This window comes from Alcaligenes sp. MMA (assembly GCF_020907215.1).
Classification (GTDB): domain Bacteria; phylum Pseudomonadota; class Gammaproteobacteria; order Burkholderiales; family Burkholderiaceae_B; genus Alcaligenes; species Alcaligenes aquatilis.
Map to the genome: position 1 here is coordinate 362,967 of NZ_JAJJPP010000001.1, position 16,992 is coordinate 379,958.

14 protein-coding genes are annotated in these 16,992 nt (G+C 56.9%); 4 read left to right on the forward strand and 10 right to left on the reverse strand.

Annotated features, from left to right (window positions below; genetic code table 11):
- Nucleotides 1–269: 269 nt before the first annotated feature.
- Nucleotides 270–995: an SDR family NAD(P)-dependent oxidoreductase gene (locus LNA76_RS01595; protein WP_230017718.1), complete on the reverse strand. Its 726-nt coding sequence runs from the start codon at nucleotides 993–995 to the stop codon at nucleotides 270–272.
- A 163-nt stretch (nucleotides 996–1,158) separates the two neighbouring features.
- On the opposite strand from LNA76_RS01595, the gene LNA76_RS01600 reads away from it, so the two are divergent.
- From LNA76_RS01600 to ftsB, 4 genes are all read left to right on the forward strand, one after another.
- The gene (locus tag LNA76_RS01600; RefSeq protein WP_108727738.1) at nucleotides 1,159–2,727 is read left to right on the forward strand and encodes an MFS transporter; all 1,569 of its coding nucleotides are present in this window, start codon (nucleotides 1,159–1,161) and stop codon (nucleotides 2,725–2,727) included.
- A gap of 2 nt (nucleotides 2,728–2,729) precedes the next feature.
- Nucleotides 2,730–3,176, forward strand: a complete 447-nt coding sequence (locus tag LNA76_RS01605) for a MarR family winged helix-turn-helix transcriptional regulator (protein ID WP_094197273.1) — start codon at nucleotides 2,730–2,732, stop codon at nucleotides 3,174–3,176.
- Between the two features lie 353 nt (nucleotides 3,177–3,529).
- A complete protein-coding gene (gene eno, locus LNA76_RS01610) occupies nucleotides 3,530–4,816 on the forward strand; it encodes a phosphopyruvate hydratase (RefSeq protein WP_009456510.1) in 1,287 nt (428 codons plus the stop codon).
- A 9-nt stretch (nucleotides 4,817–4,825) separates the two neighbouring features.
- Nucleotides 4,826–5,167, forward strand: a complete 342-nt coding sequence (gene ftsB, locus LNA76_RS01615; protein ID WP_230017720.1) for a cell division protein FtsB — start codon at nucleotides 4,826–4,828, stop codon at nucleotides 5,165–5,167.
- Nucleotides 5,168–5,529: 362 nt separating this feature from the next.
- Here ftsB and LNA76_RS01620 read toward each other — a convergent pair whose 3' ends face one another.
- The 9 genes from LNA76_RS01620 to leuS form a co-directional block, all read right to left on the reverse strand.
- Nucleotides 5,530–6,372, reverse strand: a complete 843-nt coding sequence (locus LNA76_RS01620) for a TadE/TadG family type IV pilus assembly protein (protein ID WP_230017723.1) — start codon at nucleotides 6,370–6,372, stop codon at nucleotides 5,530–5,532.
- 65 nt (nucleotides 6,373–6,437) lie between these two features.
- Nucleotides 6,438–7,349, reverse strand: coding sequence for an Hsp33 family molecular chaperone HslO (gene hslO, locus LNA76_RS01625; protein WP_094197271.1), 912 nt, complete (start codon nucleotides 7,347–7,349; stop codon nucleotides 6,438–6,440).
- A gap of 43 nt (nucleotides 7,350–7,392) precedes the next feature.
- The gene (locus tag LNA76_RS01630) at nucleotides 7,393–7,941 is read right to left on the reverse strand and encodes an RDD family protein (RefSeq protein WP_162496899.1); all 549 of its coding nucleotides are present in this window, start codon (nucleotides 7,939–7,941) and stop codon (nucleotides 7,393–7,395) included.
- 106 nt (nucleotides 7,942–8,047) lie between these two features.
- Entirely contained in the window at nucleotides 8,048–9,397 is a 1,350-nt protein-coding gene (locus LNA76_RS01635) for a THUMP domain-containing class I SAM-dependent RNA methyltransferase (protein WP_230018760.1), read from the reverse strand.
- Between the two features lie 1,384 nt (nucleotides 9,398–10,781).
- Nucleotides 10,782–11,198 (reverse strand): CopD family protein, encoded by a 417-nt coding sequence (locus LNA76_RS01640; protein WP_094197268.1) that lies wholly within the window; start codon nucleotides 11,196–11,198, stop codon nucleotides 10,782–10,784.
- 3 nt (nucleotides 11,199–11,201) lie between these two features.
- Complete coding sequence (locus LNA76_RS01645) at nucleotides 11,202–12,497, reverse strand: glutamate-5-semialdehyde dehydrogenase (RefSeq protein ID WP_442778970.1); 1,296 nt, start codon at nucleotides 12,495–12,497, stop codon at nucleotides 11,202–11,204.
- Nucleotides 12,498–12,565: 68 nt separating this feature from the next.
- Nucleotides 12,566–13,627 (reverse strand): DNA polymerase III subunit delta, encoded by a 1,062-nt coding sequence (holA, locus tag LNA76_RS01650; protein WP_094197266.1) that lies wholly within the window; start codon nucleotides 13,625–13,627, stop codon nucleotides 12,566–12,568.
- A 2-nt stretch (nucleotides 13,628–13,629) separates the two neighbouring features.
- Nucleotides 13,630–14,262 carry an LPS-assembly lipoprotein LptE gene (locus LNA76_RS01655; RefSeq protein ID WP_094197265.1) on the reverse strand — a complete coding sequence of 211 codons (633 nt, stop codon included), beginning with the start codon at nucleotides 14,260–14,262 and terminating at the stop codon, nucleotides 13,630–13,632.
- Between the two features lie 2 nt (nucleotides 14,263–14,264).
- Complete coding sequence (gene leuS / locus LNA76_RS01660; RefSeq protein ID WP_094197264.1) at nucleotides 14,265–16,922, reverse strand: leucine--tRNA ligase; 2,658 nt, start codon at nucleotides 16,920–16,922, stop codon at nucleotides 14,265–14,267.
- Nucleotides 16,923–16,992 lie beyond the last annotated feature (70 nt).

A 16,992-nucleotide genomic window follows, 5' to 3' on the forward strand; every position in this document is an offset into this window, starting at 1 on the left:
AAAAAGGGAGTGCGAAAACACTCCCTTTTTCTATGCTTGCAGGCATAGATTCGACCTGCTCGACCACTATTGCCTGAAGGCGTTGCTCTTGTTTTAATGCTCTCGAATGCCGAATGCCGAATGCCGAATGCCGAATGTCTTTGTGCCTGAAGGCAGGTGCGAGCGGGCGGATTTTTCAGCGTCACCAGGTGCTCTATCAGCCGCAGAGAGTGCTTTTTCCTTTCCTTATCGTCCCATGCCCCTTGTGAATACGTGGCGACGCTTGCGGTTTAAAAACGTGGATCACGCAGGGCAGGCAGAGTAAGCTCGCGGACAAAGCTGGCGGGAGACAGTTGCAGCAGGCTGCGCACAATGGTGAGGACGTCATGGACTGGAATTGTCTGGCTTTGGTCCCGTTCAGCGGCAGCCCGCAGCGGAACATCCAGGCCATCTTCCGTATTCAGATAGCCCAGTTGCAGACACGTGACGGCCAGGCCTTGATTCCTATAACCTTCGCGCAGGCTGTCAGCTAAACCACTCAAGGCAAATTTCGTTGCCCCGAAAGCAACTTCCGGTCGACCGCTTTGGCGAAGGCCCGAAGTGGAGCCTGTCAGAATCAAGCGGGGCTGGCTGCTGCGCAGCATATTGGGTAGCAAGTGGCGTATAGCCAATAACGCGCCGGTCAGGTTTACATCAACCAGGCGGCGCAAAGCTTGATCGGACTGCGATAGAAAATCGTATTCCGGGCTGAATGCCGTGTCTTCCCAGATTCCCAGGTTATAGATCAGGACATCCAGCAAGTCCGGGCAGGCGGTTGCCAATTGGCTGGCGGCGTCAGGCTCGGACAAGTCGGCGCTGATCCAATGCTGATGGGCGCTGGGGTCTGGGTGCAGGGAGCTGGCCAAGGTGCTGGGTGGCCGTCTGGCCACACCATACAGTGTGTTGCCATCTTGGGCCAAGCCGTCCATCAAGGCGCGACCCAGACCCATGCTGGCACCAATAATCATGATATTCATACTGTTTTCCTGTGGAACAGATGTGCGTGGAGAGCATGGCTCTGCAGGTGATCGTTATTGTGTATCGGGATGGCGGGACAGGGGTTGATTCAGGCCGTACTTGTCAGGTTTTTCAGTCCCCCGTAGAATCGTTGACTAGGCAATAATTGTGTGGTCAATAGAAATGGTAAACGCAGCAGAATCGACGCAGAAGACGCCGGGGCGTGTCTTGTCCGTCACAGAATCTATATTAGCGATGATGGGTTTGTGCTTTGTGGTGATGTTGGTAGCCATTGATCAGACCGTGGTCGGGACAGCCTTACCCACCATCGTGTCCGAGCTGCATGGCTTTGAGCTGTATGCCTGGGTGGCAACCGCGTATTTGCTGACTTCGGTGATTACCGTACCTATCTTTGGTCGCTTGGGGGATTTTTATGGACGCCGCCGCTTCGTGCTGGTGTCCATTGTCCTTTTTACCTTGGCCTCTGTATTCTGTGGCATGGCGCAAAGCATGCTGCAGTTGGTGCTTGCGCGGGCCTTGCAGGGCATAGCCGGGGGCATGTTGGTAGGGACGGCATTTGCCTGTGTGCCTGATCTGTTTCCCGATCCTCGAGTGCGTTTGCGCTGGCAAGTGATGCTTAGCGCGTCCTTTGGGATTGCGAACGGGATAGGGCCTTTTCTGGGTGGGATTTTGACCGAGCACTACGGCTGGCGCTCTGTGTTTTATGTCAACCTGCCTGTTGGCTTACTCAGCCTGTATTTTGTCTATCGCTACCTGCCGCAGATTCGTCACTTTCGTCAAACCCAAGTTCGCCTGGATTATCTGGGCGCTTTTTTGCTGATGGTCGGTTTGGCCTGTGTTCAACTATTGGTAGAGCTGCTGCCTCACTATGGTGGCAGCTATTTGATGGTCTTGTTGGGGCTGTGTAGTGTGGCCGCTTTTGTCTTATTGGTCAGTTGGGAGCGGCGGGTTGCGGAACCTTTGTTGCCCTTGGTTCTGTTCAGTAGTCCTGCTCAATTCTCCTTGCTGGTTCTGTCTGCCGGTTTGGGCTTTATCCTGTTTGGTCTCTTGTTCTACGCGCCTTTGTTGTTGCAAGGGGGGTATGGTCTACGCCCTCAAACAGCCGGTTTATTGGTCACCCCCTTGGTCGTGTTCATTACGGTGGGCAGTATCATTAATGGCCGTATGATTACGCGGCTGCGTCGTCCCACCCTGATGTTGTACCTGGGCTTGACGTTGTTGACGATTGCCTGTCTGGGCATGGTGTTCATCCAGAAAACCGATCCGCACTGGCATTTTGTCCTGTACGCCACGATTGCCGGAACCGGGGTTGGTTTCATCATGCCGAATTTGACGGTGTTTGCGCAGGAAATTGTAGAGCGTTCCATGCTGGGGATTGCCACGGCCATGCTACAGTCCATGCGCATGGTGGGCGGCATGTTGGGAACTGCTGTTGTCGGAGCCTTGATCAATTACCAATATGGCGAATCCATCCGCACGCAATTGACGGCTTTGCCTGCAAATGTCGTTAACGCGCTGCAAGACCCGCAAGTCTTGATGAGTGCAAGCCAGCAGTCACAGTTTCTGGAGCAGGCCGGGCTGGACGGGCAGATGTATCTGGGCTTGGCCCGCGATGCTCTGGCGCATGCCGTCAATATGGGTATGGCCGTGACCTTGCTGCTGATAGTCTGGTGTTTCTATTGGGTACGTAAAGTGCCGCCAATACGGTTTAATCGTCAAGAACAATCTTGAACATGATGAATGAATTTCCGCAACTTCAAGCGGCTCAGCAATTGGGGCGCACCTATCGCAGTCTGATGGCGGCGTTTGACCAGCAGTTGGGCATGCCCTTGCCACGCTGGCGTGTCCTGATTGGCTTGTACCAAGAGAACGGCTGCCTGTCTCAAAAGCAGTTGGTTCGCTTGCTGCGCATTGATCCGGCTGCGGTGACACGGCAGCTTAAAAGCATTGAGTCCTTGGGGCTGGTTGAGCGCTTCACCGATGAGCAGGATAATCGGCTGACCAATGTGCGCCTAAGTCCTGCTGGCCGTGAGCTGGTTGAGGCCACCTTGCCGCGTCGCCGCCGCCTAGTGGAGGCCATGCTGCAAGATTTCTCCGACCAGGACTTGAACCAGTTGATCACCTTGTTGGGCAACTGGGAAAGCGCCTTGTTGAAAGCGGCCGACAAAGATTTACTTTGAGACGTATCGGTACTTTTTGTATTTACAGAGACGCCGCCTAGTCTCGGAATTTCTGGTGATAATAAACATGTGCCGGTTTCGATCAGGACGAAGGCAGGGGCTGGAGTCCCGGCTTTTTTCCAGCTTTCGAGACCAGACATGGCACGGCTGTGTCATGGGCAGGTACAATCCTGTTTTAGCAGGAGGGCAGGGGCGCTGATTGCACTATAGCTGTCGCGCTTGCTGATCTTTTCAACTTCCAGGCTAGGCGCCTTTTCAAGCTGATCTTCATATCGGTTTACGGCGATACGCCCGGCAGCAGGATTGTTTAACTTATCTAGCTTAATGCTACTTCAGGCAGGACTGTCAAAATCATGAGTGCAATCGTAGATATTATTGGCCGCGAGATTCTGGACTCCCGTGGTAATCCAACGGTGGAGTGTGATGTATTGCTCGAATCGGGCGCTATGGGGCGTGCCTCCGTTCCTTCTGGTGCATCCACTGGCGCTCGCGAAGCGTTGGAGCTGCGTGATGGTGACAAGAGCCGTTACCTGGGCAAAGGTGTTTTGCGCGCTGTCGAGAACCTGAACACAGAGATCTCCGAAGCCTTGATGGGCTTGGATGCTCAAGAACAAACTTTTATCGATCGCACCCTGATCGAGCTGGACGGCACCGAAGACAAGAGCCGCCTGGGCGCGAACGCCATGCTGGCTGCCAGTATGGCGGTGGCCCGTGCCGCTGCTGATGATTCGGGTCTGTCCCTGTACCGTTACTTTGGTGGCAGCGGTGCCATGGCCATGCCTGTGCCGATGATGAACGTCATCAACGGTGGCGCACACGCCAACAACACCCTGGACTTGCAAGAGTTCATGATCATGCCCGTGGGTGCCAAGAGCTTCCGCGAATCGCTGCGTATGGGTGCAGAAGTTTTCCACACCCTCAAAGGCCTGATCCACGATCAGGGCATGTCCACTGCGGTGGGCGATGAGGGTGGTTTTGCTCCGAACGTGGCCAACCACGAAGCCGCGATCGAGCTGATTCTGCGTGCTATCGAGCAAGCTGGCTACGAGCCTGGCACCCAGATTGCTCTGGCCCTGGACTGCGCGGCTTCCGAGTTCTACCGCGATGGTAAATACCACCTGGCTGGCGAAGGCGGCGTGTCCCTGAGCTCGCAAGACTTTGCCAACCTGTTGGCAAACTGGTGCGACAAGTACCCCATCATCTCCATCGAAGACGGCATGGCCGAAGACGATTGGGACGGCTGGCGCATTCTGAGCCAGCAACTGGGCGACAAGATCCAGTTGGTTGGTGACGATTTGTTTGTGACTAACACCAAGATTCTGAAGAAAGGGATCGAGTTGGGTATCGGTAACTCGATCCTGATCAAGATCAACCAGATCGGCACCCTGACCGAAACCTTTGCCGCTATTGAGATGGCCAAGCGCGCTGGTTACACCGCCGTGATTTCGCACCGCTCGGGTGAAACCGAAGATTCCACCATTGCGGACATCGCGGTGGCGACGAACGCCATGCAGATCAAAACAGGCTCCTTGTCCCGTTCTGATCGCATGTCCAAGTACAACCAGTTGTTGCGTATTGAGGAAGAATTGGCAGAAGTTGCTACCTTCCCAGGTCGTGAAGCGTTCTATAATCTGCGCTAATTCTGTTTGATGGACCGGGTCGTAAGACCCGGTTCTTATATCGCCATGCGCCTGATCGTTCTGCTCCTGCTGTGTTTGACCCTGGTAACCCATTACGCTTTATGGTGGGGCAAAGGCGGTTGGCTGGACGTACGGCAAATGCAGACCAAGCTGGTCGCGCAAAAAGAAACCAATGAAGCCCTGACAGCGCGTAATAACGCTTTGCTGGCTGAGGTTCAGGATTTACGTTCGGGTACTCATGCCGTTGAAGAGCGGGCCCGTAGCGAGTTTGGCATGATGCGTGAAGGCGAGATCTTTGTGCAGATCGTGCCTCCCGGTGGTTCGGCTGCCACGACAGCCAGCCCACGCTAAGAAGTAGCGCGCAAGGCGCTGCTGGAATGGCTGATCAGCCAGTTCAGTTCTGATTATTCTTCTACCTTATGTTTGGGTCGTTGATCCGGGCTTTGTTGCGCCCCTTGGATGTGGGCCTGAATGGGACTTGGTTTTAAGTGCCAGTCATTTCAGGATAAGAGTCAGTGGCGCAGTGGCTATGAAGTCCCTTTGGCTTTGTGGGTTTTGTGATCGCCTTATCTGCACTTTCTTTCTTCTTGGTCTTCTTTACTGCCCTGACTACGGCCACAACGGGTTGTAATTCTGTCTCCCGCTTGGGCAGGAATGCGTTTATAGCGTCCTATGCCGCCGACACCTGACGCCCGCCTTGGGTCGCGCTGCAGTTAGTAGCAGGCGGGGTTTGGGGGCAGGGAGTCAGCTCCTCCTGAGTCTGGGGTGGGGGCGGCAGGTCCTGGAGAGTGGGTGCCATCACCTGGTCCTTGAACAGAGTCATTCCATGAGGGAAGACGACCACTCCCATCCGTCGATGGTATTCCCGCTGGCTCTCTATCTGCTGACCAGCCTGTTTGGGAAACTGGCAAGGCAAGCGCGTTTTCAGTTTGCTGGGTATAGATAACTCGACCGTCAGCTAAGTCATCCCACTGCACTGCATCGGACTGCATAGGGTGTCTGATTTCCAGGCGTAGCCAGACTGCTGCCGAACCTGAAGGACTGGGCATACTGGCGGCAAACTTGGGTAGCAGGCGAAGCAAGGAAAGAGGCCCTGGCTTATGGGCATAGAGCAGGTACAAGTGTAGTGTGTTGGCCTGGTAGATGCTGGGGCCGCCGTGGCTGGCTTGCCCGTCTTGCAGCGCCTGCCAGCCTTGGGTAATACTTGCACGCCCCTTATGCTGCCCGGAGGGCTTGCCGTACTGCATAAAAGCCTGCACTGAGGGAGACAGAATCTGGATTTGCCACTGATCGTGTAGGGGCACGTTGGCAGCGGCCAGTGTTTGGCCGAATGCCAAGGCAATGGTTTCAGGCTGGGCATGATGCACGCTGGCCTGGCGTGCGGCCTGTAACAGACCGTGCTGTAGGCGTACGCGCAAGGAGTACAGCGTCAGCACGTCCAGCACCAGCCAGCTAAGCAGGATGATGGCCAGCAGGGCTCCCATGATGTGAGAGCCTGCCAAGCCGGATTGGCGATGGAGTGAAGAAAAAAAATCAGCCATGATGGTTGTCATCATGGCTGACTGTCTTCTAGCCCGATAGAGGGACTTGTGCGAGCGTAGTGTCTCGTAGAGACATCGGCCTAGTGCAGGGTGTCATCACCCGGCTGCGTGTCGCCCTTGTCGACAAACAGGGATGCACAATCGATTGCATCGTACTGATAGGGTTTACCGCAGAAGTTGCAGGACACATTGATGGTGTCTTGTTCTGCCAGCATTTGCTCGATCTCTGCCTGGCCCAGCATACGCAACATATTGCTGACGCGTTGACGGGAACAAGGGCAATGCCAGCGTACGGACTGGGGTTCGAAGACTTGCAGATCTTCTTCCCAAAACAGGCGATGAATCAAGGTGTCGCTATCTAGTTGCAATAACTCCTGGGTCTGGACCGTGGAGCCCAGCGCCAGAGCGCGTTCCCAGGTGTCCAGGTTCTGAGCCAGACTGTGGCCGCCTTGGGGTGGGATGCGTTGTAGCAAAAGACCCCCACAGCGGTTCTCATCGGCGGCCAGCCACAAGTGTGTATCCAGTTGCTCGGAGGTGCGCATATAGGTTTGCAGCACCTCAGCGACTGTTTCACCTTCCAGCGGAACTACGCCTTGGTAGGGACGGAAGTCCTTGCTGCTTTGGCGAGGGGCCAAGACGACAGTAAAGCGGCCCTGGCCTTGCGGATTCAGCAGGGTTTGCAAGGTGCCGGTTTGGGGCACGGGATGGTTCTCACGCAGCGAAACCGTTGCGCGTATGTCCATGTCCGAGGTGCACTCCACTACCAGCAGGGCAATGGGACCATCACCCTGGATTTGTAGAATCAGGGAGCCGTCAAACTTGAGATTGCCCGCCAGGAGCACCGACGCGGCTACCAACTCGCCCAGCAAGTCGCGGATGCAGGCAGGGTAGTGTTGGTGTTCCAGCCCCATTTGCCAGGCTTGTTCAAGATGGACAATCTGGGCGCGTGTGCTTTGGTCGGCGAACAGGTATTTTTTTAAAATGTCAGTCATGACTTTGCGGTACTACTAAAAAATGAAGAGGCAGCCTGCCTGCTCAGGTGGCCGCCGAAGTAACACGGGTGGGGCGCGCATCGATCAGACGAGTCTTGCTAAGACGGTCGTGCAGGAACTGCTGGTCTTTGTCGAACCAGGTCCAGATAAAGTTCAGAAAAGGCGTAAACACAATAAGAAGGTCCGTGGACGCATAGCCTGTGTAGCCAGACAGAAGCTGAATCAGCAAAGCCCCCAGCAAGGGCAGGGGCCATAGCAGAATATAACGCAGCAGCAGGGTACCGAGGGCAGGAATCTGGCCCTGCTCGTTCACCAGACGCATATGCCAGGTCTTCATGGGCAGGGTTTGGCCTGCTTTGCGCCAGCACAGTACGAAATAAATCCCCAATGCAATAAACAGAATGACCTGACGCACATGACGCAGATCCAGGCCGCTACGGCTTTGGGTCAAAGTATCAAACAGATAGCCGGCGGTAAAAATAACGCCAAACAGCAGGATGGATTCATACATCATGCAGGCAAAGCGTCGCCAGCGGCCAGGGGTAGTGAAGGTGGGTGTCATGGTGCGTTTTGAAGCAGGCAAGACTGTCATTATCGCGTATATCGGAGGCGAACGGAACGTCGCCCCTATAAACAAGGGCCAAGCCATTGATTGATATGGACTTGGCCCTTGGGGCATGTGCAAGACTGTTTAACGCTTAATCGTCGCTGGCCGAATCTTCGCTGGTGCCCGGGGCCGTTTCGTTATTGCGATAGCTGGCCGGAACCATGTCAAAGCAGAACAGACGGCAATCCAGAGCGCCGTTGTACAGTGGGTAACGACGCTTGGGCTTGAGGCGCATATGACGCGGCAGTTCCAGGTCGCTGCTGATCATGTTGACGCTCCAGTTGGCGAAGTTTTGCTTGAGGTTGCTGGCCCAGTTTGGCCAGAAGTCCTCGTCCTGATGTTCCAGACGCTCGCCGTAAGGAGGATTGGTGACAATCCAGCCGGCTTCTGTCTCGGGGCGAATCTTCAGGGCATCGCCTTGCTCGAAGCGAATCGTCTCCAGCGTCAGGTGCGAGCGTTCCAGATTGGAACGAGCAGCATCCAGAACGGTAGGGTTGATGTCGTAGCCAATGAGCGGGGTATCCAGACGAGGGGCGATCATGGAACGCGCTTCGTCCTTGATGTCACGCCACAAACGCTGGTCGTGGCAGCGCAGACGTTCGAAATGGAAGGGGCGCCAGATTCCGGGAGGTGCTCCCAGAGCCATCCAGGCGGCTTCGATCAGAATTGTGCCACTACCGCAGAAGGGGTCGATCAAGGGTTTGCTGGGGTCCCAGCCAGATAGGACCAATAGGCCCGCTGCCAGGTTTTCACGCAAAGGCGCATCGCCCTTGTCGTGACGCCAGCCACGCTTGAACAGGGACTCGCCACTGGTGTCCAGATAGAAGGTGGCGCTGGTCTCATCCAGGAACAAATGTACCTTGGCGTCCGGGCGTACCGTGTCGATGGAAGGACGTGCGCCTTCCAGATCTCGCAGGCGGTCACAAATCCCGTCTTTGGCGCGCAGATTGCAGTACTGCAGGCTTTGCATGGGGCTGCGTACCGCCGAGGTGTCAACGCGCAGTGTTTGCTCGGGGCCGAACCAGCGCTCCCAAGGCGTTACGCGGGCCAGGGCCAGAATGTCTTCCTCGTTGGTGACAGGAGCGTGCGAGACTTCCAGCAAAATGCGTGTCGCCAGTCTTGAGGACAGGTTGGCGCGCATGACGCCGATCCAGTCTGCGTCAAAATGGCAGCCGGCACGGCCGGTTTGCACGTTCTCGTAACCCAGTGCTTGCAGTTCCAGCGACAGCGCCTCTTCCAGCCCTTGGGGGCAGGGTGCAAATAGACGGTAGCGTTCGCCTTGCAGGGCCTTGACCTGGACGCGCTCATTTTGCTCGATATTGCTATCGGGCAGGCGTTGGCCGGGCTTTGGGGCCTGAGGGCTATCTACACGCTGGATGGGAGACACGTACTGCGGAAAGGCATCCGAGTCACCGGCGGGCTTGAATAAGCCACTGGGCATTTTTCCAGCAGGGGTACGGTCCGAAGTTTCCTTGTCACCTTGGAACGCAGGGCGTTCGCGGCGCTCGCCAGAGAAATTACGGCGTTCACCGGTTTGCGGGCGGCTGTCGCGGTCACGGTTGAATGCGGGACGCTCACGGCGTTCACCAGAGAATTCGCGACGTTCGCCCGATTGCGGACGGCCACCTTCGCGGTTGCGGTCGAATGCGGGACGCTCACGACGCTCACCAGAGAATTCGCGACGTTCGCCCGATTGCGGACGGCCACCTTCGCGGTCACGGTTGAATGCGGGACGCTCACGACGCTCACCAGAGAATTCACGACGTTCACCCGATTGCGGACGGCTACCTTCGCGGTTGCGGTCGAATGCGGGACGCTCACGACGCTCACCAGAGAATTCACGACGTTCGCCCGATTGTGGACGGCCACCTTCGCGGTTGCGGTCGAAAGCGGGACGCTCACGACGCTCACCAGAGAATTCACGACGTTCGCCCGATTGTGGACGGCCGCCTTCGCGGTTGCGGTCGAAAGCGGGACGCTCGCGGCGTTCACCAGAGAATTCGCGACGTTCGCCCGATTGCGGACGGCCACCTTCGCGGTTGCGGTCGAATGCGGGACGCTCACGACGCTCACCAGAGAATTCACGACGTTCGCCCGATTGCGGACGGCTACCTTCGCGGTTGCGGTCGAAAGCGGGACGTTCACGGCGCTCGCCAGAGAACTCACGACGTTCGCCCGATTGCGGACGGCCACCTTCGCGGTTGCGGTCAAATGCGGGACGCTCACGGCGTTCGCCGGAGAATTCACGACGTTCGCCCGATTGTGGACGGCCGCCTTCGCGGTTGCGGTCGAAAGCGGGACGCTCGCGGCGTTCACCAGAGAATTCGCGACGTTCGCCCGATTGCGGACGGCCACCTTCGCGGTCACGGTTGAATGCGGGACGCTCACGGCGCTCGCCAGAGAACTCACGACGTTCGCCCGATTGCGGACGGCCACCTTCGCGGTTGCGGTCGAATGCGGGACGCTCACGACGCTCACCGGAGAATTCACGACGTTCGCCCGATTGCGGACGGCCACCTTCGCGGTTGCGGTCAAATGCGGGACGCTCACGGCGTTCACCGGAGAATTCGCGACGTTCGCCCGATTGCGGACGGCCACCTTCGCGGTCACGGTTGAATGCGGGACGCTCACGGCGTTCCTGGTCACGTTTTTCTACGTAGGGGCGTGCCTCGCGTTTGGGGCCGCCTTGGCGGTCTTGCTGCTGGCTGGCCGCACGTGCGCGCGCACCCGAGCGCACGCGGGGTTCCGCATTGCTGGCTTTCTTTTTAGTGCCTGGGCTCAGGCTAAGTGTCTTGCGTTCAGATTGGTCTGACATGAATAAGGTATTAGAAGGGTTTTATAACCACCAGGATGAGGACCAGTAGCAGAACGATGACCGGAATTTCATTGAACCAGCGGAAGAATACGTGTGAGCGGCTTTGTTTCCCTTGTTGGAACTGCCGCAGATAGCGCCCGCACACACCGTGAAAGGCAAACAGGATCAAAACCAGGGTTAGTTTGGCATGCATCCAACCCTGTCCTTTGCCTATGCCGTAATACAAAAATAGTCCCAGGCCTGTCAGCAAGGTCAAAATGGCCAAAGGGGCCATAAAACGATACAGGCGTCGGGCCATACCCAAGAGCGTTTCATAGGTCTTGGTATCTTGCTCCTGGGCAAGATTGACATAGATGCGGGGCAGATAAAATAGCCCCGCAAACCAGGAGGTTACAAACAAGATGTGAAATGTTTTTAACCAAAGCATGATTTAACCACGTATTTGGCCATTGCCATGCAAGACCCATTTGTAGGTCGTCAGGCCTTCCAGGCCAACAGGGCCACGGGCATGAAGACGGTTGGTGGAAATACCGATTTCTGCACCCAGGCCGTATTCGAAGCCATCGGCAAAACAGGTAGGCAGGTTCACCATGACGGAACTGGAGTCTACCTCGCGCTGGAAGCGCTCGGCCTGGCTCAGGTTTTCTGTCACGATGGATTCTGTGTGCTCAGAGCTGTACTGGGCAATATGGTCCATGGCCTGGTCCATGGAATCGACAATGCGGATCGCCAGAATGGCCGCGGCAAATTCGGTTTCCCAGTCTTGCTCGGTAGCGGGGGCCACGTTGGCGACCAGGGCACGGGTTTGTTCACAGCCTCGCAACTCCACCCCTTTGTCCTGTAATTGGCGGGCCATTTCTGGCAGGAAAGCCGGTGCAATGCTGCGGTGAACCAGCAAGGTTTCCATGGTGCCGCAAATACCGTAGCGGTAGGTTTTGGCATTGAACACGATGCGAGAGGCTTTTTCCAGATCGGCAAATTCATCCACGTAGACGTGGCAGTTTCCGTCCAGGTGTTTGATCAGGGGAACCGTGGCTTCGGCGCTGAGCCGCTGGATCAGGCTCTTGCCACCACGCGGGACAATGACATCCACGTAGTCGTTCATGGTGACGAGCAAGCCAACGGCGTCGCGATCGGTGGTGGGAACGACTTGCACGGCATCTTTAGGCAAGCCGGCACGCTCCAGACTGCTGGAAATAATGTGTGCCAGGGCCTGGTTAGAGTGAAAAGCTTCACTGCCGCCGCGCAGAATGGTGGCGTTGCCAGATTTCAGGCACAAGGCGGCGGCGTCAATGGTCACATTGGGGCGTGATTCGTAAATGATGCCGATCACCCCTAAAGGTACACGCATCTGAGCCACGCGCATGCCATTGGGACGGGTGCGCGAGGCGCTGATCTGGCCAACGGGATCGTCCATGTCCGCAATTTGACGCAGCCCTGTGGTCATGATCTCCAGTGCCCGGTCTGACAGAGCCAGGCGCTCGATCATGGCCGGGGCGATCTGACGCTCACGTGCTGCCTGCAAGTCCAGTTCGTTGGCCGCTTGCAACTGGGCTTTTTGCTCAATCAGGGCATCCGCCATATAGCGCAGGGCATCGGCCTTGGCTTTGCCAGTGGCGGCGCGCATGCGACGGGCTGCAAGCTGGGCGCGCTTGCCCAAATCTTGCATCATGGCGGACAGATCGCCGACCTGGGTGGTGGTAGAGGACTGGGTGATATCGTTCATAGCCGTGTAACTCTCCGGTTCAAGAGAGCATTATCGCAACAATTAAGAAGTTAAGGGGTGTCGGACGCTTAGCGGCGGGGCGCTTGTGTCGCAACCGCGATACGCATGGTCAGGCGGCGCATTTCTTCCCACGGGTCTTGTTGACGTCCGCTGGGGTGCAGGCCTTTGATCAATCGGTCTATATCGTGAGCATGTAGCACCGAGGCAGGCCAGCTTTGAGGCGGGATGCGGTCCAATGCCTGACGGACGAGTTTTTCACGTGGGCCAAAAATGCGGTATTGGCGAAACAGGTTGGACAGATCCTGCCCTTGTTGACGGGCTTGCGATAAACGTGCCAGGGTGCGGATTTCCTCGCCTACCGCCCACAAGACCAGAGGCAGGGCCTCGCCCTCTGCCTGCAAGCCATCGAGCACAGTCAGGGCGCGTTGACTATGGCCAGCCAGCATGGAGTCGCGCAAATCAAACACGCTGTAGCGAGCCACGTTCAGGACGGCGTTTTCCAGTTCCTCTTGGCTTAACTGACCGGGAGGGTAAATCAGGGCCAGTTTCTGAATTTCCTGGTGAGCCGCCAAGAGGTTGCCTTCGACCTTGTCAGCCATCCATTCCAGGCTGTTGCGCTCCAGGCTTTGATCCTGGGCTTTGAGGCGTTGGGCAATCCAGCCTGCCAGGGAGTTGCGGTTGACGGGCTGGATGTCAATCCAACTGGCCACTTGCTCCAAAGCCTGGCACCATTTGCTGTTGCGTGTGGCTTTATCCAGGCGGGGGAGTTGGATCAGAAAGCTGGTGCCATCCATCTGCCCGCCACTGATCAGTCCGCACAGTTTTTGCAAGGCATCGCCGCCCGGCTTGCCGGGCTTGCCACTGGGAATGCTGACATCCACCAGTTTTTGATCGCCAAACAGAGAGATGTTCTGGGCGACAGCAAACAGCTGTGACCAATCTGCGCGTGCATCCAGGGTAAAGCTGCTGCGTTCCGTAAAACCATCCTGGCGGGCGCGAGCGCGCACGGCATCGGCGGCTTCAACCAGCAAAAGGGGCTCGTCGCCAGACACCACATAAAGCGGTTGGAAGGCTGCAGATGGCGTGGCCAGCTCGCGCAGCAAGGTGTCGTGGTCGACCCTGCGCCCCATCTTTACAACGGTGCCTGTTGTCGGTTGGGCAGCAGCTCCATCTCTTCCATGGAACTGAGCTCGGGCTGACTGCTGATGAAGAGGTAGGCGCTGGTGACATCGGGCGAGCTTAGGCGACGCACAATGCGGTTGATCAAGGATTGTTCCATATCACGGAAAATCATCTCGATTTCGCTGTCTTTGGCTTGGACGGCTTCCGCGTCATAAGGCACTTCACGTATGACGTCCAGCGTGGTGGGCGGCAGAACTACGCGGCCTTTGGCGTCCAGCAGCTCAAATGTGAAGGTCAGTTGCAGTTCGTATTCTTCCACCTGGCCTTTGGCGTTGATGGAGATTTCACGCTGATTACGGTTGAGCGAGAGCTGTCGCAAAATGGCCTGGGCCTCTTGCGGGCTCTCCACAAAGCGACTTTGAGGCGAGCTGGCCAATAGGGTTCGACGCAGGTTCGCGCCAAAAGCGCTGTTGTCTGTAATGTTGGTGTAAATCGCGTTGAACGGCAGTGGGGCTATTCCTTTGAGGTGGAAACCACACGCTGTCAGAAAAAAACTGAGCAGGATGATCAAGCCCGCCAGTCCCCAGAACCTGGGTGCAGGAACAGACAAGGCGCTGGAAGGAAGCAGGCGGGCTAAGTGCATGATTAACCTACGACGTTAACAAGTTTGCCAGGCACCACGATGATGCGCTTGGCGGGACGGCCTTCCAGATACTTGAGCACCGCTGCGTGTTCGGCTGCGGCTTGTTCAATGGCGGCCTTTTCTGCTCCCTGGGGTACGACCAGAGAGCCGCGCAGCTTGCCGTTGACTTGCAGCATCAACTCGACTTCGTCGGCAATCAAGGCTTGTTCATCCACGACAGGCCATTGAGCATCCAGCATATCGCCTTGACCGTCAGCCCAACCCAGCTCACGCCACAACTGCCAGGTGATGTGGGGGACAACTGGATACAGAACGCGCAACAGGATGGAGGTAGTTTCAGCTAGCGCACGTTGTGCGGCCGGCGTGTCTTCCCATTGCGTCTGCTCCAGGGTGTTGAGCATTTTCATGCAAGCCGACACGACGGTGTTGTACTGAATGCGCTCGTAGTCGTAATTGGCTTGTTTGAGCAAGGAGTGGATTTCCAGACGGGCACGTTTGGCAGCAGCGTCCAGATCGCTCCAGTCGGTCGTTTGTGCATTGCCAGCGCGCAGAGCATCGGCGCGGTTGTAGCAGAAGGCCCACAAGCGACGCAGAAAGCGGTTGGCGCCGTCCACGCCCGAGTCCGACCACTCCAGTGTCTGCTCTGGCGGGCTGGCGAACATGATGAACAGGCGGGCGGTATCTGCTCCCATGGTATCGATCAGGGACTGGGGGTCCACGCCGTTGTTCTTGGACTTGGACATGGTGCCAATACCGTTGTATTGAACGGGCTGACCATCACTCTTTAAGCGGGCACCGATAATCGCGCCTTTCTCGTCGTAAATGTTTTCGACAGTTTCAGGCCAGAAGTATTCGATACCCCCTTGTGGGGTGCGGCGGGTGTAGCTGTGATTGAGCACCATACCCTGGCACAGCAGGCGAGTGAAGGGCTCGTCGATCTTGACCAGCCCCATGTCGCGCATGACTTTGGTCCAGAAACGGGCGTATAGCAAGTGCAGCACAGCGTGTTCGATACCGCCGATGTACTGATCCATGGGCATCCAGTAATCGCTACGTGGATCAGTCATGGAATCGTGCAGATTGGGGGTGGTGTAGCGCAGGAAGTACCAGGACGAGTCCACAAAGGTGTCCATGGTGTCCGTTTCGCGACGAGCCGGTTTGCCGCAAGAAGGGCAAGCGCACTTCAGGAAGGCTTCGTGCTTGTTCAGCGGGTTGCCGCTGCCATCGGGAATCAGCTCTTCGGGCAGAACCACGGGCAGGTCTTTTTCTGGAACAGGCACCGGACCGCAATCGTCGCAATGGATGATCGGGATTGGGGTGCCCCAGTAACGCTGACGGGAAATGCCCCAGTCGCGCAGACGGTAGGTGGTTTGTTTCTCGCCCAGTTCCTTGGCGTTCAGATCGGCAGCAATGGCATCGACGGCAGCGACGTGCGCCAGGCCGTCGTATTTGCCGGAGTTGATGGTTTGACCTTGCTGCTTGTCGCCGTACCAGTCTTGCCATTGGGTGGCGTCGTATTCTTTGCCTTCAACGCCAATGACTTGCTGAATAGGCAATTGGTACTTCAGCGCAAAGGCGAAGTCGCGCTCGTCGTGAGCGGGCACGCCCATCACGGCACCGTCGCCGTAGCTCATCAAGACGTAGTTACCGACCCAGACAGGAACGTCCGCACCCGTCAGGGGGTGCTTGACGCTCAGGCCGGTAGGCAGGCCTTCTTTCTCGCGGGTCGCCATATCGGCTTCCGTGGTGCCGCCTTTCTTGCATTCCTCGATAAAGGCAGCCAGCTCAGGGTTGTGACGAGCAGCCAAAGCAGCCAGTGGGTGTTCAGGGGCAACGGCACAGAAAGTGACGCCCATGATGGTGTCCACGCGGGTCGTGAACACGTACAGTCGCCCATCCTGAATCAGTTGGCCTTGCTCGTCACGAATTTCGTGAGGGAAGGCAAAGCGCACGCCCTGACTCTTGCCGATCCAGTTTTCCTGCATCAGGCGAACACGTTCGGGCCAGCCGGGTAGGCCGGTTTTGACGGTCTCCAGCAGCTCTTCGGCGTAGTCGGTAATGCGCAGGTAGTAGCCAGGGATTTCACGCTTTTCAACCAGCGCGCCCGAGCGCCAGCCACGGCCTTCAATAACTTGTTCGTTGGCCAGAACGGTTTGGTCTACCGGGTCCCAGTTCACGGTCTGGGTCTTGCGGTAGGCAATGCCTTTTTCCAGCATCTTCAGGAACAGCCACTGGTTCCATTTGTAGTATTCAGGGTCGCAGGCGCACATTTCGCGCGACCAGTCGATAGCCAGCCCCATCGCCTGCATCTGCTTTTTCATGTAGGCAATATTGTCGTAAGTCCACTTGGCGGGTGGCACTTGCGATTTGATGGCGGCGTTTTCAGCAGGCATGCCAAAAGCATCCCAGCCCATAGGCATGAGAACGTTAAAACCGCGCATGCGTAGCTGGCGCGCCATCATGTCGTTGATGGTGTAGTTGCGCACGTGGCCCATGTGTAGCTTGCCGCTGGGGTAGGGCAGCATGGAGCATGCGTAAAACTTGGGTTTGAGCGAGCCATCGGGAGCGGTGGCGTTTTCGACGGCGCGATAGGCGTCCCGATCGGTCCAGTTTTGCTGAGCGAGTTGTTCAACCTCGCTGGGGTTGTAACGTTCCTGCATGAGTGGCAATACCGTTTTAGACAAAAGTAAAGGAGTATCCGCCATTATACGGGGCAAATCTCGCTGTGGA